22 protein-coding genes are annotated in these 24,366 nt (G+C 64.2%); 3 read left to right on the top strand and 19 right to left on the bottom strand.

The features are described from left to right. Positions 1-67 precede the first annotated feature (67 nt). Positions 68-943: a DMT family transporter gene (locus tag HJD22_RS16680; RefSeq protein WP_208653581.1), complete on the top strand. Its 876-nt coding sequence runs from the start codon at positions 68-70 to the stop codon at positions 941-943. 36 nt (positions 944-979) lie between these two features. Here HJD22_RS16680 and HJD22_RS16675 read toward each other — a convergent pair whose 3' ends face one another. From HJD22_RS16675 to HJD22_RS16650, 6 genes are read right to left on the bottom strand one after another with little or no spacing between them, the layout of a single operon-like run. Next, entirely contained in the window at positions 980-2,635 is a 1,656-nt protein-coding gene (locus tag HJD22_RS16675) for an ABC transporter ATP-binding protein (RefSeq protein WP_208653582.1), read from the bottom strand. Next, positions 2,632-3,459 (bottom strand): ABC transporter permease, encoded by an 828-nt coding sequence (locus HJD22_RS16670; RefSeq protein WP_208653583.1) that lies wholly within the window; start codon positions 3,457-3,459, stop codon positions 2,632-2,634. The genes HJD22_RS16675 and HJD22_RS16670 overlap by 4 nt, the downstream gene beginning before the upstream one ends. Further along, positions 3,456-4,400: an ABC transporter permease gene (locus HJD22_RS16665; RefSeq protein WP_208653584.1), complete on the bottom strand. Its 945-nt coding sequence runs from the start codon at positions 4,398-4,400 to the stop codon at positions 3,456-3,458. The genes HJD22_RS16670 and HJD22_RS16665 overlap by 4 nt, the downstream gene beginning before the upstream one ends. A 12-nt stretch (positions 4,401-4,412) precedes the next feature. Next, positions 4,413-5,963 (bottom strand): ABC transporter substrate-binding protein, encoded by a 1,551-nt coding sequence (locus HJD22_RS16660; RefSeq protein ID WP_217267780.1) that lies wholly within the window; start codon positions 5,961-5,963, stop codon positions 4,413-4,415. 44 nt (positions 5,964-6,007) lie between these two features. Further along, the gene (locus HJD22_RS16655) at positions 6,008-7,138 is read right to left on the bottom strand and encodes a C45 family peptidase (RefSeq protein WP_208653585.1); all 1,131 of its coding nucleotides are present in this window, start codon (positions 7,136-7,138) and stop codon (positions 6,008-6,010) included. Then, entirely contained in the window at positions 7,135-7,992 is an 858-nt protein-coding gene (locus tag HJD22_RS16650) for an alpha/beta fold hydrolase (RefSeq protein ID WP_208653586.1), read from the bottom strand. Before HJD22_RS16650 ends, HJD22_RS16655 begins: the two co-directional genes overlap by 4 nt. Positions 7,993-8,183: 191 nt before the next feature. Between HJD22_RS16650 and HJD22_RS16645 the strand changes: the two genes are divergently transcribed. Continuing rightward, positions 8,184-8,780, top strand: coding sequence for a GntR family transcriptional regulator (locus HJD22_RS16645; RefSeq protein ID WP_208653587.1), 597 nt, complete (start codon positions 8,184-8,186; stop codon positions 8,778-8,780). A gap of 83 nt (positions 8,781-8,863) precedes the next feature. Here HJD22_RS16645 and HJD22_RS16640 read toward each other — a convergent pair whose 3' ends face one another. Continuing rightward, entirely contained in the window at positions 8,864-9,391 is a 528-nt protein-coding gene (locus HJD22_RS16640; RefSeq protein WP_208653588.1) for a C40 family peptidase, read from the bottom strand. A 109-nt stretch (positions 9,392-9,500) separates the two neighbouring features. Here HJD22_RS16640 and gloA point away from each other — a divergent pair, with 109 nt between their 5' ends. Beyond that, entirely contained in the window at positions 9,501-10,034 is a 534-nt protein-coding gene (gene gloA / locus HJD22_RS16635) for a lactoylglutathione lyase (RefSeq protein WP_208653589.1), read from the top strand. A gap of 26 nt (positions 10,035-10,060) precedes the next feature. Here the strand turns inward: gloA and HJD22_RS16630 are convergent, their stop codons facing one another. From HJD22_RS16630 to hutH, 12 genes are all read right to left on the bottom strand, one after another. Next, a complete protein-coding gene (locus tag HJD22_RS16630; RefSeq protein ID WP_208653590.1) occupies positions 10,061-11,845 on the bottom strand; it encodes an ABC transporter ATP-binding protein in 1,785 nt (594 codons plus the stop codon). Continuing rightward, positions 11,842-12,996 carry a beta-glucosidase gene (locus tag HJD22_RS16625; protein WP_208653591.1) on the bottom strand — a complete coding sequence of 385 codons (1,155 nt, stop codon included), beginning with the start codon at positions 12,994-12,996 and terminating at the stop codon, positions 11,842-11,844. Before HJD22_RS16625 ends, HJD22_RS16630 begins: the two co-directional genes overlap by 4 nt. A gap of 62 nt (positions 12,997-13,058) precedes the next feature. Beyond that, positions 13,059-14,300 (bottom strand): UDP-galactopyranose mutase, encoded by a 1,242-nt coding sequence (glf, locus tag HJD22_RS16620; RefSeq protein WP_208653592.1) that lies wholly within the window; start codon positions 14,298-14,300, stop codon positions 13,059-13,061. After that, positions 14,288-15,316 carry a glycosyltransferase family 1 protein gene (locus HJD22_RS16615; protein ID WP_248730301.1) on the bottom strand — a complete coding sequence of 343 codons (1,029 nt, stop codon included), beginning with the start codon at positions 15,314-15,316 and terminating at the stop codon, positions 14,288-14,290. Before HJD22_RS16615 ends, glf begins: the two co-directional genes overlap by 13 nt. 707 nt (positions 15,317-16,023) lie before the next feature. Next, complete coding sequence (gene hutC / locus HJD22_RS16610) at positions 16,024-16,782, bottom strand: histidine utilization repressor (RefSeq protein ID WP_208653594.1); 759 nt, start codon at positions 16,780-16,782, stop codon at positions 16,024-16,026. Between the two features lie 107 nt (positions 16,783-16,889). Continuing rightward, a complete protein-coding gene (gene hisC, locus HJD22_RS16605) occupies positions 16,890-18,017 on the bottom strand; it encodes a histidinol-phosphate transaminase (protein WP_248730300.1) in 1,128 nt (375 codons plus the stop codon). After that, positions 18,014-18,811 carry an amino acid ABC transporter ATP-binding protein gene (locus tag HJD22_RS16600; RefSeq protein ID WP_208656683.1) on the bottom strand — a complete coding sequence of 266 codons (798 nt, stop codon included), beginning with the start codon at positions 18,809-18,811 and terminating at the stop codon, positions 18,014-18,016. Before HJD22_RS16600 ends, hisC begins: the two co-directional genes overlap by 4 nt. Positions 18,812-18,896: 85 nt before the next feature. Continuing rightward, the gene (locus HJD22_RS16595; protein WP_208653595.1) at positions 18,897-19,559 is read right to left on the bottom strand and encodes an amino acid ABC transporter permease; all 663 of its coding nucleotides are present in this window, start codon (positions 19,557-19,559) and stop codon (positions 18,897-18,899) included. Continuing rightward, positions 19,556-20,215: an amino acid ABC transporter permease gene (locus HJD22_RS16590; RefSeq protein WP_208653596.1), complete on the bottom strand. Its 660-nt coding sequence runs from the start codon at positions 20,213-20,215 to the stop codon at positions 19,556-19,558. The genes HJD22_RS16595 and HJD22_RS16590 overlap by 4 nt, the downstream gene beginning before the upstream one ends. Before the next feature lie 69 nt (positions 20,216-20,284). Beyond that, positions 20,285-21,118, bottom strand: a complete 834-nt coding sequence (locus HJD22_RS16585; protein WP_208653597.1) for a transporter substrate-binding domain-containing protein — start codon at positions 21,116-21,118, stop codon at positions 20,285-20,287. A 197-nt stretch (positions 21,119-21,315) separates the two neighbouring features. Further along, positions 21,316-22,704 (bottom strand): FAD-binding oxidoreductase, encoded by a 1,389-nt coding sequence (locus HJD22_RS16580; protein ID WP_208653598.1) that lies wholly within the window; start codon positions 22,702-22,704, stop codon positions 21,316-21,318. Positions 22,705-22,743: 39 nt separating this feature from the next. Then, a complete protein-coding gene (hutH, locus tag HJD22_RS16575; RefSeq protein WP_208653599.1) occupies positions 22,744-24,264 on the bottom strand; it encodes a histidine ammonia-lyase in 1,521 nt (506 codons plus the stop codon). Positions 24,265-24,366 lie beyond the last annotated feature (102 nt).

Here is a 24,366-nt window from a genome sequence, read left to right as displayed (position 1 = left end):
CCTTCCGGACAGTACGCGGCCGGGCTGCCGGCTGGGTTCCATTGCTGGTCGCCCCAAAGGATGATGCATGGCGCCGACGTTGCAGGGCATTGCATGGATGTGCGTGGCGGTGTTCTGCCTGTCGGTGGGAGACGCCATCTCCAAATGGTTGGGCGATGTACACTCGCCGATTCAGATCATCTTCTTCCGTGCGCTGATATCGCTGCCTTTGATTGCTTTGATCGCGCACTTCAGTGGTGGCCTGCGCAAACTCTCGACGCGCCGACCCGGCGTGCACCTGATCCGCGGTCTGCTGGCCACCGGTACCATGCTGTGTTTTGTGTTCGGGCTGACCCTGCTGCCGTTGGCCCAGACCACCGCCATTGCCTTCGCCGCCCCGCTGTTCGTCACGCTGCTTTCTGTGCCCCTGCTTGATGAACGTGTCGAGCGCCTGCCGATGCTTGCCGCCCTGGTCGGTTTCATCGGGGTGTTGATGGTGGTGCGTCCCGGCACCGGCGGTTTTCAGCCAGGCGCGCTGGTGGTGGTCGCCGCCGCGCTCTTTTATGCCCTGCTGTTGATCACCGCGCGCCGCTATGGCGTGCGGGAGTACCTGTGGGCGATGGTCTTCTACGTCACGCTGGTGCCCCTGCTGGTCACGGGCATGCTGTTGCCCATGGTGTGGCGCACTCCAGACGCACTGCACTGGCTGGGGTTTGTCGGTGCCAGCATTTTCGGCATCGGTGCGATGGCCTGCATCACCCTGGCCTTTCGTCAGGCGCCAGCCGCGCTGGTGGCCCCCTTCGATTATACCGGCATGCTATGGGCGGTCGTGCTGGGGTGGTGGTTCTGGGGTGAGGTACCGGACCTGTGGGTCTACCTCGGCACCGCCGTGATCATCGCCAGCGGGCTGGCGATTACTCTGCATGAGCGCCGCACCAGCCTGAAACGGCGACCGACGTCGTAAGCCGATCAACTGATCACGGCGCCGGGCTAAGGGCCGCTAATCTAGTGCCTCGGCAAGTGTCCGAGACTTGAGGAGAAAACCACCCTCTGGGCATTCGACAAGCTGTGGCAAGGAGGACAGTAGACGCCGCGTATAGGGGTGACGTGGGGCATCGAGCACTTGGTCACGCTCGCCGCTCTCGACGATGCGTCCCTGTTCCATGACCAGCACGCGATGCGCGATCTGTTCGACGACGCCGAGATCGTGGGTGATCAGCAGGCAGGCGAAGCCGTAGCGCCGCTGCAGTTCGCCGAGCAGGGCGAGAATCTGCTTCTGTACCGTCATGTCGAGTGCCGAGGTGGGCTCGTCGGCGACGATGAAGCGAGGCTTGCGCGCAATCGCCCTGGCAATGGCCACGCGCTGGCGCTGGCCGCCGGAGAGCTGGTGGGGAAAGCGCTCCAGAAACTCCTTTCCGAGTCCGACCTCCTCGATCACCTCGACTACCCTCGCCAGGCGCTGCCTGCGATCCATGGACTCGGAGAGACGCAATGGCTCATCGACGATCTGGCGGACGCGCATGCGTGGGTCGAGGGACGAGAAGGGATCCTGCTGGATCATCTGACAGTCGAGGCGCCAGGCACGTCGCTGATGACGATCCATGGCGACATGAGAGATGCCGTTGAAGCGCAGCTCGCCGGAATGCAGCGGCAGCAGGCCGACGATCGCCTTGGCCACGGTGGTCTTGCCGGAGCCGCTGGCGCCCACCAGCGCGACCGTTTCGCCCCTGGCGACGTCCAGGCTGACGACGTCCACGGCGCGCTTACTGACGACCGGACGGAACCAGCGCTTGCGGCCGGCATACTCGATGACCGCCCGCTGGAGCGCCAGCACCGGTTCACCGTCGGGTTGTGGCGCGGGCAGCGCAATGCGTCGCGGCAGGGCATCGAGGAGCTTGCGCGTATAGGGGTGGCGGGGCGCGGCGAGCAGAGCATCGGTGGCTCCCTGCTCGACTAGCCTGCCTTGGCACATCACCAGGATGCGCGAGGCGTAGTGGGCGACCATGGAGAGGTCGTGGCTGATCAGGACGGTGGCATTGCCCTCCTCGCGGGTCAGCGACAGCATGGTTTCCATCACCTCACGCTGCACCACGGCATCGAGTGCCGTGGTGGGCTCGTCGGCGACGATGAGCGAAGGCGACATCAGCATCACCGAGGCGATCATGATGCGCTGGCGCATGCCGCCGGAGAATTCGTGCGGATAGCAGTCGAGCAGGGCCTTGTCCGCGGCGAGCCCGACGCGCTCGAGCATGGCGATGATCAGTCGCTCGCGGGCAGCACGGTCGAGCCGCGTATGCAGCTTCAGGCTCTCGTGAAGCTGGCGGCCGATCTTGAGCGCCGGATTCAGCGAGGTCATCGGCTCCTGAAAGATCATTCCCAGGCCATGGCCACGCAGCGACTTGAGGGCATCGCGATCGTCGAGTCGGTAGGCATCGCCGTTGAACTGCATCTGACCGTGGCGGCATGTCACGCCGGAGGGGAGCAGCCCCAGCAAGGCGCGCGTGGCCAGCGTCTTGCCGCTTCCCGATTCGCCGACGATGGCGATGGTCTCGCCGGCGGCGACGTCGAGGTCGAGATCGTCGACGACGACCTTGCCGTTGACCTCGAGGGTCAGCCCGCTGACGGAGAGCAGCGAGGAGGCTGCGTTGCGGCTCATCGTTTCATCCTCGGGTCCAAGTGGTCGCGCAGGGCATCGCCCAGCAGGTTGACGCCGAGCAGTGCGAAGGAGATGCACAGGCCGGGGAAGATCGCCAGCCAGGCGGCGTCGGAGAGGTTCTCGCGGCTGGCCGCGAGCATGTTGCCCCAGGTCGGCTCGGGGGGCGGCACCCCTAGGCCGAGGAACGAGAGGGCGCTTTCGGAGATGATCGCCCAGCCGAGCATCGAGGTGGCCAGCACGATCAGCGGCGCTAGGCAGTTGGGCAGGATGTGGCGTGCCAGGATGAAGGATTCGGAGTGGCCCATCACGCGGGCGGCCTCCACGTAGTCGCTTTCGCGCAGGCTGCGCACGGTACCGCGTACGATGCGCACCACCGAAGGAGTATAGGCCAGGCCCAGCGCCAGGACGATGCCGTAGCGGCTGTTGCCGAGCACGCTGAGCAGGCCCAGGGCGAGCAGGATGCCGGGAAAGGCGAGCAGCGTGTTGGTGATCATCATCACCCCGCGATCGACCAGGCCGCCGAGGTAGCCGCTGAGCACCCCCAGCCAGACACCGGCGAGCACCGCGGACAGGACCGTCAGCAACGAGATCGACAGCGTGGTGAAGGCGGCATCCATCAGCCGGCTGAGCACGTCGCGGCCGAACTCGTCTGTTCCCAGCCAGTGCAGCAAACTGGGTGCCTGGAGCTTGCCGAGGATGTTGATGCGCAGCGGGTCGAAGGGCGTCCATACCAGGCCGATCAGTGCCGCGGCTACCAGTAGCCCGAGCATCAGGCCGCCGAGCAGTGCGTTGAGCGCGGGGAGGGGGAGTCTTGGCGTCTTCATGCGTCCTTCACCCTCGGGTCGAAGAGCGGATAGATGGCGTCGATGATGACATTCACCACGATGTAGAGCGCGGCGATGAACAGCATGCAGCCTTGGACCACGGGATAGTCGCGGGCATAGATGCCGTCGACCAGCAGGCGCCCCAGGCCCGGCAGGGTGAACACCGTCTCGACCACGGCGATCCCGCTGAGCAGGTTGCCGAGCATGATGCCGAGCAGGGTGAGGGTGGGGCCGAAGGCGTTGGGAAAGGCGTGCCGTGCCAGTACGCTCCCTTCCCCCACGCCCTTGGCCCGGGCGTGGGAGATGTAGTCCAGGCGCAGCACCTCGAGGGTGCTCGAGCGCATCATCCTCACCAGGGTGCCGCACTCCACCAGCACCAGCGTGATGATCGGCATGATCAGATAGAGCAGGCCGCGCTGGAAGTCCTCGACCAGCGAGACGTAGCCCACCACCGGCAGCCACCCCAGCTGCAGGCCGAAGAGCAGCAGCAGCAGCAAGCCCATCCAGAAACTTGGTATCGACAGCAGCAGGGTGGCGAGCGCCACCAGGCCCACGTCAAGCCGTGAGTTCTGTTTCCAGGCCGCGATCATGCCTACCGGGATGGCGATGGCGGCGGCGATGACGATCGCCACCAGCACGATGCTCAGCGTCACCCCGAAGCGTGCAACGATCAGCGGCAGGATGGGCTGGCCGGTCTGGATGGAGCGGCCGAAATCGCCCTGCAGCACCTGGGTGATCCAGATCAGGTACTGCTGGGGGTAGGAGAGATCGAGCCCCATCTGCTGGCGCACCCTGGCCAGGCTCTGCTCGGTGGCGAGATCGCCGAGCAGGAGCTGGGCCGGGTCTCCCGGCACCAGGCGAATCAGCAGGAAGATCAGCACCGATACCAGAAAGAGCGTGGGCAACGAAGCGCCGATTCTCCTTACGAGATGCAGGAACATAACGCTCTCCGGTTACTGGGTCGTGCTCACGTTCCACAGCCGCGGGTCCTCGCCGAACCAGGGGGTGAAGCCTTCGACGTGGTCACGGTAGGCGGCGATGGAGACGCCGGGAAAGAAGAAGATCAGCGGGGTTTGCTCGATCATGCGCGTGTGCAGCTCATCGACCAGCGCCTGACGCTCCGTTTCGTCCTCGGTGAGCGAGAGTTCGTCGATCAGTGCCACTGCCTCCAGGTCGCCCCACACCTTGCGCGGCTCCTGGCTCTTGTCGCCGGTGATCTGCTCGAACATCAGTGCCGGATCGAAGCGCGGCGAGTAGGTGAAGGACATCATCTGGTAGCGCCCGCTCGAATAGCGGTCGAGCTGGGTCGCCCACTCCATGGTATTGACCCGGGCATTGATGCCGACTGCCTGCATCATCGCCTGGGAGATGATGGCGACATCGTAGCTGGGGACCTTGGGACGACGGTTGGCGATGATCTCGATGGGTTCGCCATTGTAGCCGGCCTCCTGTAGCAGGGCGCGGGCGGCCTCGGGGTCGTACTCGTATCCCTGGCGCTGCACCTCGCCGTACCAGGCCGAGGAGACGGGCACGTTGGAGTTGCTGGGTGTAGCCATGCCTTCGCTGCTGCCGAGCGCCACCTGTTCGGTGTCGATGGCCAGGGCGATGGCACGCCTGATCCTCGGGTCGCTGAGCAGAGGGTCCTCGGTCTGGATCAGCAGGCCATTGCGCAGGCCGTTGGCGGCGGTCGCGATCTCGACGTGGGAAGCGTTGCGCAGCGAGCGGGCGTCGGCGGCCCCGATCAGGGCGACGTCGATGTTGCCCGCCTGCAGGCCCGCCACTACCGTGGCCGGGTCGGGCACGACCAGGATGCGCACGGTCTCGATCAGCGGTTGCTTGCCGCCGACGTAGCCGTCCATCGGTTCGTCGCGGGAGGTGTAGTCCTCGAAGCGCGTCAGCTCAATGGAGCGATTGTGGTTCCAGCGGGCGAGACGATAGGGGCCGGTGCCGATCGGCGCGATCCACTCGCCGTTCTCGTCCACCGAGTCGGGATGGACCACCGCCACGGCGCCGCAATCGGGGCGCGCCATGGTGGCGAGGAGCAGGGCGCTGGGCGAGGCCAGGGTCATGCTGACGGTCGTGTCGTCCAGCGCGCTCACGTCGGTGACGTCGAGACCGAGGCTGCCGTCGAAGTCGCTGAGACAGCGCCACTCGGTGGTCGGCTCCATCCAGCGGTTCCAGCTCCACACCACATGCTCGGCGGTCATGGTCTCGCCGTTATGGAATCTCACCCCGTCGCGAAGATGGAAGGTATAGGTCAGGCCATCGTCGGAAACCTCGTAGCGCTCCGCCAGCATGGGGCCGACGCTGCCATCCTCGCGATAGCCCACCAGGCCCTCGACGATGTGCATTATCACGCCGTCGGTATTGCCGTCGCGATTGACGCCGGGCTGGGTGCTGCGGATATCCGCGTTCATGGCCAGGGTGATCGACTCGTTGGGGGCGGCCTCGGCCAGCGGGAGGCCGCAGAGCATCAGTAGGGGAACGTAGGAGAAACGCTTCATGACACTGTCCTGTTGTTGTTGATCGTGAAGGTCTCGACGCCGGGTCAGGCACCGATGGGCTGCTTGAGTCGGTAGTGGCCGAATTCACGGTTGATCGCCGGTAGCGGTGCCACCTCGAGCGTGCCGCGTGCCGGCTCCATCACCACCATGGCGACGGTTGCCGAAAGGTCGCCTTGGAAGCCGGGACGGGGCGGGCGACACACCGAATAGGGAGAGCCGAAATCGTCGAACAAGGCGGCCTTGAGATCGTCGACGGAGACTCGCTCGCCGCAGGTGTCGAGCTGTTGCTGCACTCGCCAGGCACGATAGAGGGTGTCGGGTGACGTGGCCACGCCGCACTCGCGGAGCTTGCCAAGGGCGACCTCGCTCAGCCAGTGGTTGGCATGCACGATCATGCCGTTGCGCGGATAGAGCGTGAAGCTCTCGTCCGGGGCGCACTCGAAATCGATGGCGAAGCCTTCGGCGGTGCTCAGCATCATGTTGTTGGAGCCCGACTTCGGCGTGGTGGCCACGACCTTCATGGCCAGCGCCATGTGCGACTGCTCGAGCGCCTTGCGACGGATCAGCGACAGCGGCACGCCGTTCTGGCGGTAGTCGCGTTCGCAGCCAAGGAAATTGGCGGTGATGGCGAGTCCCGCGCTATTGAGGCCGCTGCGGGCCAGCCCGCCGGCCTCGACGAAGGTGAGCAGTTCCGGCCCCTCGTCACGCTCCACACGCAGCACCACGGAGGTGTCGGCGCATTCGGCGCGCCAGTCCCAGTTCTGGCCGTGGATGAGCTGACCGGTGGCGCTGCGCTCGGGCAGGATCACCGCACCGGTACAGCCATCCTCGAGCGAGGCGTCGGAATCTGCCTGACGCTTGGCGATACGCCGGGCACGCGAGATCACCTCGGTGCGGGCGTTGATCATCACGATATCGCCCAGCTCGACGCCCGCGCCCTCGGCGATGCCGCGCATCTCCTCCAGGTAGTCGGCATCGAACTGCTCGATCTCGACGGCGAAGGCGTCGATCAGGTGTCGACGCTCCTCGCTACGCAGCCCCAGCTCGGCGAGCTGGTCGCCGTAGACGGCCACGCTGTCGCGGATGCGCCCCGTGGCCTGTTCGCCATACTGGCGGCCGCGCTCGCGGGGCGCGCCGCTGATCTCGATAAGGGGGAAGAGGCGGGGGACGCTCATGCGGTGTGCTCCTTTAAGTGTGCCTGGAGGACGCGTTTGAAGAAGCCCTTTACTTCCGGCAGCACCTTCATGCCGTCGTGGGGAACGTTGGGCACGATCGACTGTTCGACCTGCATGCCATGGGACTGGAGATTGGCCAGCAAGGTATTGTTGCGGTCGATGCGCGTCGCTCCGGCATCGTTGATGCCTTCCCGCCAGCGACGCGAGCCAGGTGCATGGTTGATCTCCCACGTCTCGAGATCGGCGGCGCCTACTACCAGTTGGATCGCCACGTCGCGCATCGCCGCCAGGTTGACCGGATGGCCGAAGACCTGCGCGAAATCGCGCGTGCCGACCCACCAGTCGCGCTTGTCGTCGAGCAGCGTGACCGCGCCGGGGGCACCGATCGACGCGGCCAGCAGCCGTTCGGGGTGCAGATACAGGAAGCGGTGGCAGAAGTGGCCGCCGCCGGAGTAGCCGAACATCAGGAATTTCGAGACGTCGATGCCGAGTTCCTCGGCTACCTCGTCGATGATGGCGAGCATCACCCGGTCGTAACGAATATCGTCCTCGATGATGTACTTGTAGCCGTCGGGTTCGCCGTCGCCGCAAGGCCCGACGGGGAACAGCGGCGCCAACACCACGCAGCGATGGTACTCAGCGAACTCCGCGAAGGCGTCGCGGTAGGCGTTCATGGTGCGTCCGGTGCCGTGGACGGCGACCAGCAGGGTATAGGTATGGGGCGCCTGATCCAGCTCCTGCGGAACATAGAGGCAGTAGGAGAACCGGGGATCTTGGCGGCAGGAAAAGACCGTGGTGGTGCCACGGCGATACATCTGCCTGTAGCGCTCGGAAGAGGCCTGTTCGGCTTGCATGGGCTTTTGCGACCTTGTTGTGAGTTGGAATTGATCGGCCGATGTAGACAGTAAAACACACGCCAAAATTGGCGCCAATATTTTTTTATAAAAAACTTCCGATTTTGGCTTTTCCTGATGCCTGCCATACACTAGAGACGCCGCTGCGCCGCGACGGCACTTGCAAGGGAAAAGGGCATGGAGCGAGTCGAGTGAACAGCGTGGAATTGGCGGATCGTATTGCCCGGGACATCAATATTGGCGAGCTCGCCTCGGGTACTTGGCTCAAGCAAGTGGACCTGGAACAGCGCTACCGGTCGTCACGGGCTGGCGTGCGCAAGGCGCTCGATCAACTGGTATCGGAGCGTCTGGTGGAGCATGTGCCCAATCGCGGCTACCACGTCTGTGTATTGGACAAGGTGCAGCGGCGCCACATCGATGAGATCCGTGCGGTGCTGGAGAGCGCGGCGGCCGGAGAGATCGTCGCCCATGCCGATGACGAGGAGATTTCGCGGCTGACCGAGCTGGCGGCAAGCTTCGAGGAAATGATCCTCAAGGGATCGCTGCTGCAGCAGTACGAGGCCAACCTGGCGTTCCATCGTCAACTGCTTTCGACGTGCACCAATACCGAGCTGGTGGCCCTCGCCTTCGCCCAGCGCGGACGGATTCCCGGAGCGAGAATCGGCCAGTGGGCCACTCGCGAGATGGCGGAGCACTCCAGTCGTGAACACTTCGCCATGATCGAGGCGATCGAGAGGCGCGACGTGGCGCTGCTCGAGCGCCTGATCAAGCAGCATATACTCAAGTAATATTCGAACGGACTGCATAAGCGGAATGACCTAGCACCTGGCAATTTCGCATTCTCGAGTAGGAGCAATCTCCCCCCTGCTGGTCACGGCGCCGGGCCGGCGGCGCCCAGGAAGCGGCTCTGCCAGTAGTCGATATCCAGCGGCACACTCGCCACTTCGCGCCCGCTGCCGGGGGCGTGGATCATCTGGCGCTCGCCCTGATAGATCCCCACATGGGTCGCCTTGCGACCGCTGCCGAAGAACAGTAGGTCGCCAGGGCGCGCCTCGTTGACTCGGGGCAACTGGCTGTACTGCTCATGGGCGGTGCGTGGTACCTGGATGCCGGCGGCGCGGTAGGTCATCTCCACCAGCCCCGAGCAGTCGAGCCCATCGGGACCGTTGCCACCGAACCGGTAGGGTGTGCCCAGCGCCTGCTGGGCATTGGCGAGTATCAGCGCGCGCTCGATGGAGAGGCCGGTGGCGGTGGGCATGCTGTCGCGAGTGGGAATGTCGCGACTGGCGCAGCCGGAAAGCAGGGCGACACATAGCCAGGTCGTCAACCAGCTAAAATAGCGGTGGAAGAGCGTAGGTGCGATGACTGAGTGAAGGGGAGTGACAAGGTGATCGCGCATCGGGACTCCTCGGCGACTGCATATCGTAACGAGGCTTGAAATACCGTCTAGCCAAGTACATCTAGCCTAATATGACTCAACGCTGAACCCACATGCAACGGAGCGACTCATGAGCTTTCAAGGCGAGCAACATCCCGGCGTGAAGGCACCCACGGCGGAATCCCAGGGCTTTCGACTGAATCACACCATGCTGCGGGTCAAAGATCCGCAGAAGGCCCTGGCGTTCTACTCGCGAGTCTTCGGCATGCGCGTACTGCGGCGACTCGACTTCGAAGAGATGCAGTTCTCGCTCTACTTCCTGGCCAACCTGGAGCAGGGCGATGAGGTACCCGAGGAGGAGGAGGCGCGCTCCCAGTGGACCTTCAGCCAGAAGGGGCTGCTCGAGCTGACCCATAATTGGGGCACCGAGAGTCAGACAGATTTTGCCTACCATAACGGCAACGCCGAGCCGCAGGGGTTCGGCCATATCTGCTTCTCGGTGCCCGATCTGGACGCCGCGGTGGCCTGGTTCGACGCCAACGGCGTCGAGTACGTCAAGCGTCCCGACCAGGGCAAGATGAAGGATGTCGCCTTCGTCAAGGATATCGACGGCTACTGGATCGAGATCGTCGAGCCGACACGACTGGCGAAGCTGGGAGACTAGACGCTGGGAAGTTGACACCAGGCGGCTCACTGGGCGATGAAACCGTCGGCCTGCAGCCGCCACAGCGACTCGAAAATGCCGCCCTGGCGCCTCAGCTCATGGGGGGCGCCATCCTCGACGATGCGACCATGCTGCATCACCACGATCCGGTCGAAGGTAGAAAGCGTGGAGAGGCGGTGGGCGACGGCGATTACGGTGCGTCCCCTGACCAGCTCGCCGAGGGCCTGCTGTATCTCATGTTCGGAGTGGGTATCGAGTGCCGAAGTGGGCTCGTCGAGGATCAGGATCGGCGCACCCTTCAGAAAGGCCCGGGCGATTCCCAGGCGCTGGCGCTGGCCGCCCGAAAGTCGCACGCCGCGCTCGCCGACTTGGGTCTCGTAGCCTTGGGGCAGCTCGCGGATGAACTCTTCACAGTGGGCATGCCTGGCCGCGTCGATCACCTCTTCGTCCGAGGCGTCCGGCCGCCCGTAGCGGATATTCTCCAGAATCGAGCGATGAAACAGTGTGCTCTCCTGGGGCACGACGGCGATGGCAGCCCGTAGGCTATCTTGCGTCACCTCATCGATCGGCTGTCCGTCGATCAGGATACGTCCTGACTGCACGTCGTCGAGCCGCTGGATCAATGAGGTCAGGGTGGTCTTGCCCGCCCCAGACGCGCCGACGATGCCGACTTTCTGACCCGCTGGAATATGCAGCGTGAGATCCTCGAACACCTGCTGCCCATCGGGATAATGAAAGGCGATTCGCTCGATGTCGATGCGCCCGGCTTTCATGTCGAGTGTCCTGGCGCCGGGAGGGTCCTTGAGGTCATGCGGACGGGCGATGATTTCCAGCGTATCGGCGATGGCCCCGAACTGCTGGGAGACATCCACCAGGGCCAGGGCGAGATCCCGCGAACCGTGGAGAATACGGAAGGTCAGCGCACTGACCACCACCACATCACCCGGCGTGATACTGCCCCGCGTCCATAGCCATAGCGCCCACAGCAGCATCGAACCTGCCATCAGCCATAGACAGATGTCATGCAATACACGCGCCTTCTCGACATAGAGCCAGCTGCGCCGCTGGGCACGCGCCTCGGTGCCGATTTCGCGGGCCAGATGCTCACGCTCGCGGCGGCGGGCCGAGAATGCCTTGATCGTCCAGACGTTGGAGACCAGGTCGACCACTTCGCCGCCGATCTGTGACGACTGGGCCGCGAAGTGCTGGTGCAACCGGCGCCCCCGGATGCCGAACCAGATGATGATCGTGGCCACCAGCGCCACGAAGACGACCAGGGCCGCCGCCATGCGCCAGTCGATGATCAGAAAGACCACGATGGCCCCCAGGAAGTCGACGCAGGGTGGAGTGATGCTCCAGGTGAAAGTGGAGAGGATGGAGCCGGTGGAGGCGCCGGTCGCCGAGATACGCGTGCCCAGCGCCCCCGTCGAATGACGGCTGAAGTAGCGCATCGAATGCCCGGTCAGATGGGTGAACAGGTCGACGCGCAGATCGGCGCAGGTGGCAATGATGGTGCGACTGCCAAGCCAGCCGCTGCTGCGCCACAGGACGTTCTCCACAGCGATCAGGCCGATGAACAGCGCAAACGGCAGCCACACGTAGGTAAAGCTGCGCTGCGCTTCCTGTATCGCCATGCCGTCGACCAGCAACTTCATGCTGTACTGCACCACTACCGCGCAGGCAGCGGCGCTGACCACCACCAGTGCCAGCAAGCCAAAGCGCCAGGGTCGCATGCGGATATAGCGCAACAGGAAGGCGCCGGGCGTATCCGGTATCGACCAGTTGGCGTGATCGATCGGATCACGAATCATGGTGTCAAGGCGTCGGCTAGCGACTGGACCTTGAGCAGTGTATCGAAACGCATCCGCTGGCAGGCGATCTCCTCGGCAAGAGGCTCGTAGAGGGGGCGCGTGCCCCTGGGGTCGGGATAGCCGAGTAGGCCCGTCCTGCAATGCCGATAGTTGCTCCAGCCGGGATAGTCGGTGATCGGATAGAGACAGATTCCCTCGAGGGGAATGTCATGCTTGAGCGCCACCTCCACCTGATCGCAGACATAGCGCAGCCAGGGCACTCGCTCGTCGCCCTCGGCGCCGGTTTCGGCAATCAGGATCGGGCGTTGGTAACGACGATGGGTCTCGGCCAGGATCTCGTGGAACGGGCGATAGGCGGGCTCCTGCGGCGCGATGGTCTGGCCATTGGCATACCACTGGTTGTCTGAGTAGTAATTGACCCCGATGATATCGAGGTACTCCGGCTTGCCGCCCAGCCCCGGGTGTTCGGTACCAATCAGCAGGTCCCAGGCGTGGTATTGAGCGAGCCGTACCCCCTCTATACGCTCATGGTCGCGACGTTGACGGGAGCGCGACACGATATGGATCAATGGATCGACCTGAACGAAGCGCGCTCTGGGGACGCACTCGCGGATCCGCTCGATGGCGGCAATGGTCGCTCTCACCAGCTGGAACTTGAGTTCATCGCCCCGACCGCGCACCGAAGGATTGAAGCGCGCCGTGGTTCCCCCCGCCCAGGCCCAGTAGGAGATTTCGTTGATTGGACAGAACATCGGCGCCTCGAGTCCCTCATCGTGCATCAACCTGGCCACGGCGGCGGCGAACTGGGCGAAGCGCTCGACGAACTCGGGCCGCCAGATATCGATATCGTCGGGCCAGCCGTAGTGGCACAGATCCCATATCACCTGGATACCGCTGTCACGGGCGGAGCGCACCATCGGCAGCAGACTCGACCAGTCATACTGGCCCGGCACGCCTTCGATCAGGTGCCAGCGCACGCCATCGCGCACCGTGCGGATGCCGTGCCTCGCCACGCTTGAGTAATCCGCCGCGGCGAGCCGGTCGTGCTGTGTCGAGGCAGTGAGATCCAGCCGGCGGCCATCACGGCGGCGCTGAGTCGAGCACTCGAAACCGCCCAGGAAGAAGCTCTCGAACAGGCTCGGTTGATGCATCCGTGATTCTCCTCATGGATTTGCGCTCATGTTGGCCGGTATTGCCCGCGGAGGTGCACCGCTCAAGAGACCCGCACGGCCTGGGTTTCGACGCGCGGGGTCTCTTGCTTCATGCCTGCCAGCCGCTCGAAGGTGGCAAGCGCCTGGCCGACGATCTGGTCCATATTGTAGTAGCGATAGCTGCCCAGGCGGCCCACGAAGGTGACATCGGATGTTTCATCAGCCAGGGCGCGGTACCGCTTGTAGAGTTCGGCATTTTCGGGGCGAGGTATCGGATAGTAGGGATCGCCCTGGGCCGAGGGGAATTCATAGGTGATGGCCGTCTTGTGGTGACGTTGGCCGGTAAGATGCTTGTATTCGGTAATCCGCGTGTAGGCCACGTCCTCGGCGGGATAGTTCACCACGCCGACCGCCTGGAAGTTCTCCTGATTGAGCGTCTCGTGCTGAAATCTCAGGCTACGGTAGGGCAGCTTGCCGAAGCGGTGACCGAAATACTCATCGATCGGGCCGGTGTAGATGAGATGATCATGGCGGACCTCATGGCGGATCTCCTCGAAGTCGGTATTCAGCATGACCTTGATGTTCGGATGCGAGAGCATCTTTTCGAACATCTTCGTATAGCCGTGCTTTGGCATCATCTGGAAGCTGTCGCTGAAGTAGCGATCATTGGTGTCCGTACGTGTCGGTACCCGCGAGGTGACCGACTTGTCGAGCTTCGAAGGATCCAAGCCCCACTGCTTTCGCGTGTAGCCGCGAAAGAACTTCTCGTAGAGTTCACGGCCGATATGACTGATCACCACGTCCTCGGAGGTGCGGATCTCGGCGATATGCTCTGCTCGGGAGGCGAGAAACGCCTCGGCCTGGTCGGAGTTCAGATCGAGCCCATAGAGCGTATTGAGGGTGGTCAGGTTGATCGGCATGGGAACCAGCTTGCCATCCACCTGAGCCAGTACGCGATGTTCGTAGGGGTGCCATTCGGTGAATTGCGACAGATAGTCGACAATGCGCTGGGCATTGGTGTGGAAGATATGCGGGCCATAGCGATGCACCAGCAAGCCATCATCGTTGTAATGATCATAGGCATTGCCGGCAATGTGTGGCCGACGATCGACGATCAGCACGCGCTTGCCAAGCACGTTGGCCAGCCGCTCGGCCATTACGCTGCCGGCATATCCGGCGCCGACGATAAGATAGTCGAAGCCACTCCTCCGGGGGCGTCTTCCAGTCCCGGCGTGGGCACGCTGCGTGCCAACAGCGGCATCGCGGTGGGGCGACTTGCCATAAGCGCTCTTTAGACTCGACATTGCATCTTCTCCTCCATGAGTTTCCAGGTGCTGTTCCAGGACGTGTCCTGAAGCACCTGGTCTGCTATCGCCAGCACCCGCTCCGGATGCTGGGTATCGTCGAGCGCCGCCTCGACGGCACTGATGAACTCAGCCGTAGTGCGCGCAATCCTGACCACACCGCTCTGCGCGTAAGTGCGCACCACATCGGTAATCGGCGTGGAGACCACCGGGCGGCCGCCGGCCAGGTATTCGGGAGTCTTGGTGGGGCTGATAAAGCGTGTCGATTCGTTGAGGGCGAAAGGCATCAGCGCCACGTCCCAGCCGGCCAGGTAGTAGGGCAGCTCGTCGTAGGTCTTGCCACCCAGGTAGTGGATGTTGCTATGGCGTGGCAGGGTGGCGGGGTCGATCTTGACCACCGGCCCCACCAGCACGAACTGCCAGTCGGGGCGCAGGCGTGCCATCTCGTCGAGCAGTGAGATATCCAGTCGTTCATCGATGACGCCGTAGAACCCCAGGCGCGGATAGGCGATGCCGGCCTGATCGTCGGGATCAGGCAATGGCTGGCGCGCCTGGGCGAAGTGCCCGACATCGACACTGCTGGGGAAGGGGTGCACGTTGTCGTGAAACTCGCGTTTGGCCTCGTAGAGGCTCACTCCACCGGTAAACACCACATCCGCCCGGGCCAGTAGCGCCCGTTCATGCTCGATCAGGTCGGGTGGCGCGCCCTTGAAGCCGGAAAGCTCATCCATGCAGTCATAGACCAGCAGCGATGGGGCGAGATGAGCGGTGTAGGCCAGGCTCATCGGCGAGTAGTACCAGGCGACGAGTTGATGGGTACCGATCTCGTTGAGATGCCGATCGAGCAATGCGCGCTGGGCCGTTATCGCGTCGTCACCGGTGCAGGAGTGCGGCAGCCTGGGGACCAGGATCTGGAGCCCCTCTTCGTCGCGAACCTCCAGCCAGGGCGTCACCTGGTCTGTGATGATCGGCTCCTCGACGTAGAGGACCCGATGCGTAGTGGCGAAGCGCGACATGAGATGCTGCGGTCGTTGGTAGACAAAATTCCAGCGTAGATGCGAGAAACAAACGAGTACGGGCGTGTCACGACCGTGAATGACGGATTTGGATGATATGGCCGAAGGCTGATTGCCGGGCCTGTGCTTGCCGATAGCGTATTGATTTGGTCCTGCCCAACACATAGCGCTCATCCTTCTTGATGACGTGAGTAACTCTTCGAACAGAGTGCTGCGCGCACGGCATCACTGAGCATCAGGTATAGACTGAGCACAGAGTGCCGGGCGGAATATCAGGTGAAGTTATGTGGTATAGGTACAGGAGTGCGCTTGACGTGCAACGGTCGAGGAACATGCTGGCGCTTGGCCATATAAAAGCCGTGCAGGCCCATATAACAGTTACTTACTACCAGCAATATTGCCATCTCGCCATCTCCTTGGCTTGAGATACAGATATGCGCTTTCCCTGCGAGGAAAGGTAGTGAGCGGCGAAGTATTACTTTTCTCAAGTATTGTTGGCTTGCAACTTTAATAATAAGCCGCATGTGCCCAAGCGCTATTGCGCTCTTTTACTTGGTTATTTTTTTGTTTTCCCCATAAGGTTCATCGATTTCATGAGTGCCGAAAAAGGGGCAGGAGTAAAAAGAGAGTAGTGCGCTAACGGGAAACACGCTAATGCATGTTTTATATATTAGCCGCTTGCCTTGCCGCACTGCTCTTCGTGACTGTCAGCCTGCCTGGTAGGCGTTTCCCATGGGGAAACGGCTACCCAGGCGGTAGCGCGACGAGGGGTGCAGAAAGCGCACATAGGTCACGACCTTGCCGTCGAGCCAGGTACGTCGCATCAGCGCCAGGCAGGGCTCGTCGGGCGCGATCTCGAGTGCCTGGGCATCCTCGGGTTCGGGCAGCAGCGCATCGACGATATGCTCCATCTCGTCGACCGGCACATGATCGAGCAGATAGCGAGAAGGCTGAAGGCTGTCGCCGAAGCGTTGCTCGATGAAGTCCGGCGCCATCGCCGGCGAGACGTAGCGGTCCTCGAGTTGTACCGCCAGCTCCTCTTCGAAGTGCACGCAGCGCAGGTGATAGACCGAGCTGCCGGTGGGCAACTCCAGCGCCGAGGCGATGGAGAACGGAGCGGCAACCCGCGAAAGCTCCAGTACCCGACAACTGTAACGGTGCCCACGGGCGACAATCTCGTCAGCGATGTTGGCGATCATCAGGAAATTGGACTGCGGCCTGGGCTCGGCGATGAAGGTGCCGACACCACTGACACGCTCCAGATAGCCTTCGCTGGTCAGCTCGCGCAGGGCACGATTGATGGTCATGCGCGACATGCCCAGCTCGATCACGAGCTGGTTCTCCGAGGGAATCATGTCGCCTGGCTTCCAGAACCCCGAGTCGATGCGCTCCTGCACGAACTGCTTGGCCTGCAGATAAAGCGCCTTGGGCGCGCTGGCCGGGGGCGCGGCATCGGCTCGCTTCATTCATTGCTCCTGTCACGGTATCGATCCGCCTACGCCAGCCTGGGCGTGGCACTGCCCCAATTGTCGCCGACCCGGCTGACGGATGACAGCCTCGCGGCTTTACACCGTTAGCGGCTGTCGGCCAGCGCTGCCGAGAGCGCGACCAAAAAAAGATCATTCTCTTCGCGACTGCCGATCGAGACGCGCAGCCAACGGGTATAGCCCGGCGTGCGCCACGCCTTGACGATCACCCCCTGGGCGAGCAGCGCCTCATGCAGTGCTGACGATGCAAGCGGCGTCTCGAAGAACACGAAGTTGGCCAGCGAGGGGGCGACGCTCAGGCCCATCGCGTCGAGCGCTTGAGTGACACGCTCGCGCTCCTGCGTGGCCAAGGCGATGCCGGCGGCAAGGTGCGCCTCGTCCTCGAGGGCTGCCACGGCCGCCGCCTGGGCGAGGCGGTTGACGTTGAAGGGCGTGCGCAGACGGTCGATCAGATCGGCCAGCGCCGGATCGCCGACAATGCCATAGCCGATGCGCAGCCCGGCCAGGGCGTAGGCCTTGGAGAAGGTGCGCAGTACGATCCAGGGGCTCTTCTGGCGCTCCAGCCTTGCCAGCAGGTCGGGGTAGCCGGGGCTCGCCTTGGCATACTCGAAGTAGGCCTCGTCGAAGACCAGCAGGGTGGCGGGGGTTAGCACCTCCAATAGCCGCTCGAGCGCCTCCCACGTCAGCGCGCTGCCGACCGGGTTGGAGGGGGAGGAGAACATCAGCATGCGCGGCGGCTCGGCCAGCACCGCGACGAGCCCGTCGATATCGAAGCGACCGCCGGCGAGCATCGGTACGCCATGGATGCGCGCTCCCAGCGACTGCGGGTAGAGCGTATGCAGGCCGAAGGCTGGTGTCACCGTGACCAGGGTGTCGCCATGGTCAAGAAACACCCGGCACAGGATCGCGATCAGATCCTCCGAGCCGTTGCCGAACACCAGCCGCCCGGGGGCAACGGCGAGGCGCGTGGCAAGCGCCTCGCGCAGCACGCTGCATTCGGCGTCGGGGTAAAGGCCACTCTCGCTGGCAGCAGCAGCGATGGCCGGGACAACCCGCGGCGAGGGCCCCAGCGGGTTCTCGTTGCTGCCGAGTCGGGTGATCTGCGTCACGCCGAAGCGTCGACGTACCTCTTCGCTCGCAAGTCCGGCGTTGTAGCTCTCGAGGTCGCGCACCTCGCGGCGTGCCAGGTGCGTGGGGTCGAGGGGTGTCATCATGGCGCCTTCTCCGGCGAGGTGTGCCAGAAGGCATTGCGATCGAGGTAGTTCTGCAGGAACTGGCGCAGGCGCGGGTGCTCTGTGTCGCGAAACACGTCGCCGGGTGTGCCGCGGGTGACGATACGCCCCTGGTCGAGGAACACCACGCTGTCGGCGACCTGGGCGGCGAAGCCCATCTCGTGGGTCACCACCACCATGGTCATTCCCTCTTGAGCGAGACGCTTCATCACTGCCAGCACCTCGCCGACCAGCTCGGGGTCGAGCGCCGAGGTAGGCTCATCGAAGAGCATGATCCTGGGCTCCATGGCCAGTGCCCGGGCGATCGCCACGCGCTGCTGCTGGCCGCCGGAGAGTTTCACCGGATAGGCCTTCGCCTTCTCGGCCAGGCCGACCTTGTCGAGCGCCTCTCTGGCACGCCGCTCGGCCTCGTCGCGCTTCATGCGCCGCACCCGCAGTAGCGCCTCCATGACATTGCCCAGCGCCGTCATGTGCGGCCACAGGTTGAACTGCTGGAAGACGATGCCAAGGTTGCGCCGTGCCTGGTTGAGGCGCTGGCGACCGGCGTGCTTGCGCCGTCCACGGTCGTCGATCTCCCAACCGAGCAGCTGCCCTTCGATATGGATCTCGCCCTCGTCGTACTCCTCTAGGAAGGCCATGCTGCGCAACAGGGTGCTCTTGCCAGAGCCCGAGGGGCCGATCAGGCAGACGACCTCGGAGCGGCGCACCTCCAGATCGATATCGGTGAGGACCTGGTGTTCGCCGAATCGCTTGCCGACGCCGACCAGGCGGATCATCGGCGGCGCGGCGCCGGGGCTGCTCGTCTTGGCTGAGGTGACGGCCGCGGCGGGGGATAGGGAAAGCGACATGGCTAGCTCCTGTTCAGCGCTGCAGGTAGGCGCCGACGCGGCGTTCGAGCACTCTGCCCAGCCGCGAGGTCAGCTCGACCAGCAGCAGATAGGCGATGCACAGCACCAGCAGGGTTTCGATGAAGGTGAAGGTGCGCGTGCCAATGCCGGTAAGCACGGCGGTCAGCTCCGGCACGGTGATGATCGACAGCACCGCGGTCTCCTTGCACAGGATCGTCAGCATGTTGACGATGGCCGGTGTGATCAGCACCAGCATCTGCGGCAGTTGCACCCGCCACAATAATTGCAGACGGCTAAGGCCCAGGCACTCGCCGGCTTCCAGCTGCCCGCGGGGAACCGAGGCGAAGCCGCTGCGAAAGATCTCGGCGAAGTAGACGCTGCTGTAGCCGGCGATGCACAGCACCCCGGCGGTGATGGCGCCAAGGCGAATGCCGAAGGCAGGGCCGCCGTAATAGACCAGGAACAGGATCACCAGGAAAGGCGTGCCGCGCACCAGCTCGATCACGCCGCGCAGCACCAGCCGCAGCGGCGTGCCGCCGAACAGCATCAGTGCGGCGAGAACGAAGCCGGCGACCAGGCCCAGCGCACTGCCGACGAGCCAGGTGTAGACCGTCATCATGAAGGCGCTCCAGATCGCCCCGGCGTTGTTCAGGATGATGCTCGGGTCGAAGTTCATGCCAGGCTCCTCTGCAGATGCCGCTCGAGCCCGCGGCCGAACATTGTCAGCGGGATATTGATCAGGCAGTAGATGCCGGCCAGCACCAGGTAGTGCTGAAAGAAGAGGTAATCGGAGGCGGCCAGGTTCTGAGCCACGCGGGTCAGGTCGGCAAGCCCCACCACCGAGACCAGCGCCGAGGCCTTGATCAGCAGCACCAGTTCATTGACCAGCGAAGGCAGGGTGCTCTGCACTGCCTGGGGTAGCTCGATGCGCAGCAGGATCGCGGCACGACTCATGCCGAGCAGGTGTGCCGCCTCGCGCTGTCCGGGCGGTATCGCCATCAGGCCGCCGCGCAGGATTTCGGCGATGTAGGCCCCCGAGCAGAGCGACAGTGCCATTATCGCGGCGACCATCGGCGACAGGTTGGGCGCACCCAACATCGGTGCCAGGTAATAGATGACCAGCAGTTGCACCAGCAGTGGCACGCCGCGAAAGACGAAGATGTAGCTGCCACCGAGACGCCTCAGCAGCGGCCTTCCGGCCAGCTGCATGCTGGCGATGCCCACGGCGATGGCAAAGCCGATGACGTTGCCCAGCAGCGAGGTCTGCAAGGTGATGAGCAGCGCTTGAGCCAGCAGGGGCAGGCTGAAGACGAAGGTCGGCCAGTCGAACATCGACGTATCTCGGCGTGTGGGGGCTGTGCCGGGCGACAGCCATGTTGCCGCCCGGGCGTTCAGGTCGGGTCAGATGGCGGGCTCGAAATCCTCGGTGGGCACATCCATCGGCTCGCCGAACCACTTGGTCTGCAGTTCGGCCATGGTGCCATCCTCGTGCATCGACAGGATCACCTCATCGATGGCGTCAACCAGCGAAGCAGATACGTCGTCGTTGCGCGCCATGTAACCGAAGTAGGCGGGCTGACCGAAGGGCGGCTGGACCACCGTGAACATTGGCCGCTGGGTGGCGGTATAGGCGATGTTGGGCAGCGAATTGGCCACGGCGTCGATGCGTCCGGCGGCAAGATCGGCGTAGGTCTGGCTGTAATCGACGTATTCGGTGATGGTCGGCGGCTCGGGCAGTTCGGCGGCGAAGGCGCGCAATTGCTCGAGCTGGGCGGTGCCGCGCCCGCCGCCGGCGGCCTTGCCGGAGATGTCCTCGGGCGACTGGATCGAGTCGTCATCGGCACGCTTCAGGATGGCCACGGTGGCATCGGCGATGGGCAGGGTAAAGTGGTAACGCTGCTTGCGCTCCTGGGTGATCATCGCCGGGCCGGCGACAAAGTCGTAGTTGCCCGCCTCGAGACCGGGCAGCACGCTGGGCCACGGCAGGTCGATCCAGTTGATGGTCACGCCCAGTGCATCGCCGACTCGCTCCATCAGCTCCAGATTGAGCCCGGTCTGCTGGCCCGCTTCCAGATAGGCGAAGGGGGCGAAGTGGAATTCGGTGCCCACATTGAGCACGCCGCGTTCCTGCACTTCCTCAAGCAGATCGGCCGAGGCGACGCTCGCTGCCAGCGACAGGCCGAGACCCGCGGCAAGAAGAGTGAACGAATGCAGCAGTGATTTGTTGTTATTCATCGCTTGTAGACTCCAGATGGCCGACGAGGCGGCAGGATGTGCTTGCACAGATGGCAGTAGCAGTGCGTATCGTCTTGTTGCTAGCAACCCCCATGCCAAAAAATACTTACCTGTATATACATAATCGTTTCGATCACCCTGCTCGGTATCGCTTCAGGCACCGCGCACCCTTTTGGTGCTTGCTTATTGGTGCTTGCTCAGGTGAGCAGCTTGCCGGGATTGAGGATGCCGTGCGGATCGAGGGTCGCCTTGAGGGCGCGCATCACCGCGAGCGCCTCCGGGGCAACGCTGTGATGCAGGAATTCGCGCTTGAGCAGGCCGATGCCATGCTCTGCCGAGATCGATCCGCGCCGCTCGCCGACCAGGCGGTAGACCTCGGCCTCCAGTTCGTGGCGCACGCTTGGAGCGTCGGCATCAAGCGAATGACAGTCCACGGTGAGATGCAGGTTGCCATCGCCGATATGGCCGAAGTTGACGATGCGTACCCCCGGCCAGCGTGCCTCGAGCGCTGCCGTGGCGGTGGTGACGAATGCGCCGATCTCGCCGATGGGCAAACTGATGTCGAAGTTGAGGGGTGAAAGGCGTGTCGGAAACGCCGCGGTGGCCTCGCGAATCGCCCACAGCTGGCGTGCTTGGGCGGTGGAAGCGGCGAGCACGGCATCGAGCACTTCGCCCTCGGCGATAGCCGTTTCCAGTGCCTCTTCCAGGCGTGCGGCGTCACCCTCCGCCTCGCACAGCACATAGAGCGGGTGCGCGGCAGGCAACGGCGGCGTGCCTCCATGCCAGTCGCAGCTCATGGCGTAGAAGTCCTGCCACATCGTCTCGAAGGCCTCGAGGGCCAGTCCGGCGCCGCGCAGGCGGTGCAGCAGCGCCACCGCCGCCGGATAGTCGCGCAGCGCGCAGAGCAGGGTGTGGGTCTGCTGCGCCGGCGGTGCCAGGGCGAGCACCGCTCGGGTGATCACTCCCAGGGTACCCTCGGCGCCGATGAAGCACTGCTTGAGGTCGTAGCCGGTATTGTTCTTGAGCATCGGGTTCATCAGGTCGAGCACCCGGCCATCGGCGAGCACCACCTCGAGCCCCAGCACCCGCTGGCGCGTCATGCCGTGGCGGATCACGCCATGGCCGCCGGCGTTGGTGGCAAGCGTGCCGCCGATCTGGCAGCTGCCACGCGCGCCGAAGTCTATCGGATAGCGAAAACCCGCGCGCTCGGCGGCCTGCTGCACGTCTTCAAGCGAGGTGCCCGCCCAGGCGCTTACGGTGGCGCCGTCGCGGTCGACCACCACGCCGCGCAGTCGCTCAAGCGAGAGCGCGATGCTGTCGGCACGCGGCACCGCACCGCCGGCCAGGCCGGTCATGCCGCCTTGGGGGACGACCGCTCGATAGTGCTCGTGGCACAGGCGCAGCGTCGCGGCGACCTCCTCGGTGGTGCGAGGGCGCACCAGCGCTAGCGGACGGCACGGCGCGTGGCGCGTCCAATCGCTGAAGTGGCGCTCGGGGATCGCCTCGCGGGTGATGACGGCGTCGCCCAGCGCCTCGTGCAGTGTGGCGATGAATGCCTCGTCCGAGGGGGTGGAAGTGACTGTCACAGCGGCTCTCCGGATGGGGTATGGCGTGGGGCGCTGGCGTCAGGCATAGAGGCGTGTGCGGGGCAGGATCGCCTCGAAGGCCGCCTCGCTGACGAAGCGCTGCGCCGCCTCGATATCCGGAGCGAAGTAGCGGTCGCGCTCATAAGGTGTCACATCGCGGCGCACGATCGCCAACGCCTCGCCAAGCGGTGCGGAGGTGGCGAGCGGCAGATGGAATTCGACGCCCTGGGCGGCGGCGAGCAATTCGATGGCGACCACTGCGCTTGAGTTGAAGGCCATGTCCGCCAGGCGCCGTGCGGCAAAGGTGGCCATCGAGACGTGATCCTCTTGGTTGGCGGAGGTGGGCAAGCTATCGACGCTGGCCGGGTGGGCCAGCGTCTTGTTCTCGGAGGCGAGTGCCGCGGCGCTGACCTGGGCGATCATGAAGCCGGAGTTGAGACCGCTCTCCTTGACCAGGAACGCCGGCAGGCCGGAGAGTTTGGGGTCGACGAGCTGGGCGAGGCGTCGCTCGGAGAGTGCGCCGACCTCGGCGATCACCAGTGCCAGCACATCGGCGGCCATCGCCACCGGCTCGGCGTGGAAGTTGCCGCCGGAGAGTACGTCGCCGTCGTCGAAGATCAGTGGATTGTCGGAGACCGCGTTGGCTTCGCGCAGGAACACCTCGGCGGCGAAGCGCAAGTGATCGAGACACGCCCCCATCACCTGGGGCTGGCAGCGCAGCGAGTAGGGGTCCTGGACGCGTGGGCAGTCGCGATGCGATTCGCGGATCTGGCTGCCGCCGAGCAACTCGCGGTAGAGCGCGGCCACGTCGCGCTGCCCGGGATGGCCACGCACCGCCTGGATGCGCGCGTCGAAGGGCACGTCGGAACCCTTGAGCGCATCCACGGTCAGGCTGCCGGCGATGACCGCGGCGGTGAACAGCTTCTCGGTGGCGAACAGGCCGCGCAGCGCCAGGGCGGTGGAGACCTGGGTGCCGTTGATCAGTGCCAGGCCCTCCTTGGGTGCCAGCACCAGCGGTGTCAGACCGGCAAGTTCGAGCCCCTCACGGGCGGACATTTCACGCCCCGCGTGGCGCATGCGTCCCTCGCCGAGCAGCGTTGCCGACAGATGTGCCAACGGCGCCAGGTCGCCGGAGGCGCCCACCGAGCCCTTGGCCGGAATGCACGGATAGACCTGGGCGTTGTATAGCGCGAGCAGCGCCTCGATCACCTCCCAGCGCACCCCGGAATGGCCGCGCGCCAGCGAGGCCGCCTTGAGCGCCAGGATCAGGCCCACCGTGGCATCGTCGATAAATTCGCCGACACCGGTGCTGTGCGACAGCACCAGGTTGCGCTGCAGCTCGGTCAGCGACGCCTCGGGGATCGAGGTCTGGGCAAGGATGCCGAAGCCGGTATTGATGCCGTAAACCGTGCGACCGCTGCCGAGGATCGCCACCACCCTGGCCTCGGCGGCATCGACGCGCGCCCGGCTCGGTGCGTCGAAGGTGAGGGTGGGGCGGCGTTCGAACAAGTCGCGCAGCGTATCCAGGGTGAGCTCGCCGGGGGATAGATGGAGGTCCATGTAATGTCTCTCGTCGCCAATGGCTTTATTCCTGTATATACAGCTATCGAACACAATGCAAGAGCCCAGCTTGTCCTGCATATCTCGCACCATTCAAGTGCC

Source organism: Halomonas sp. TA22, from assembly GCF_013009075.1.
In the GTDB taxonomy this organism is placed as follows: domain Bacteria; phylum Pseudomonadota; class Gammaproteobacteria; order Pseudomonadales; family Halomonadaceae; genus TA22.
Note: the sequence above shows the minus strand (reverse complement) of the source record. Positions and strands in the feature narration are given on the sequence as shown.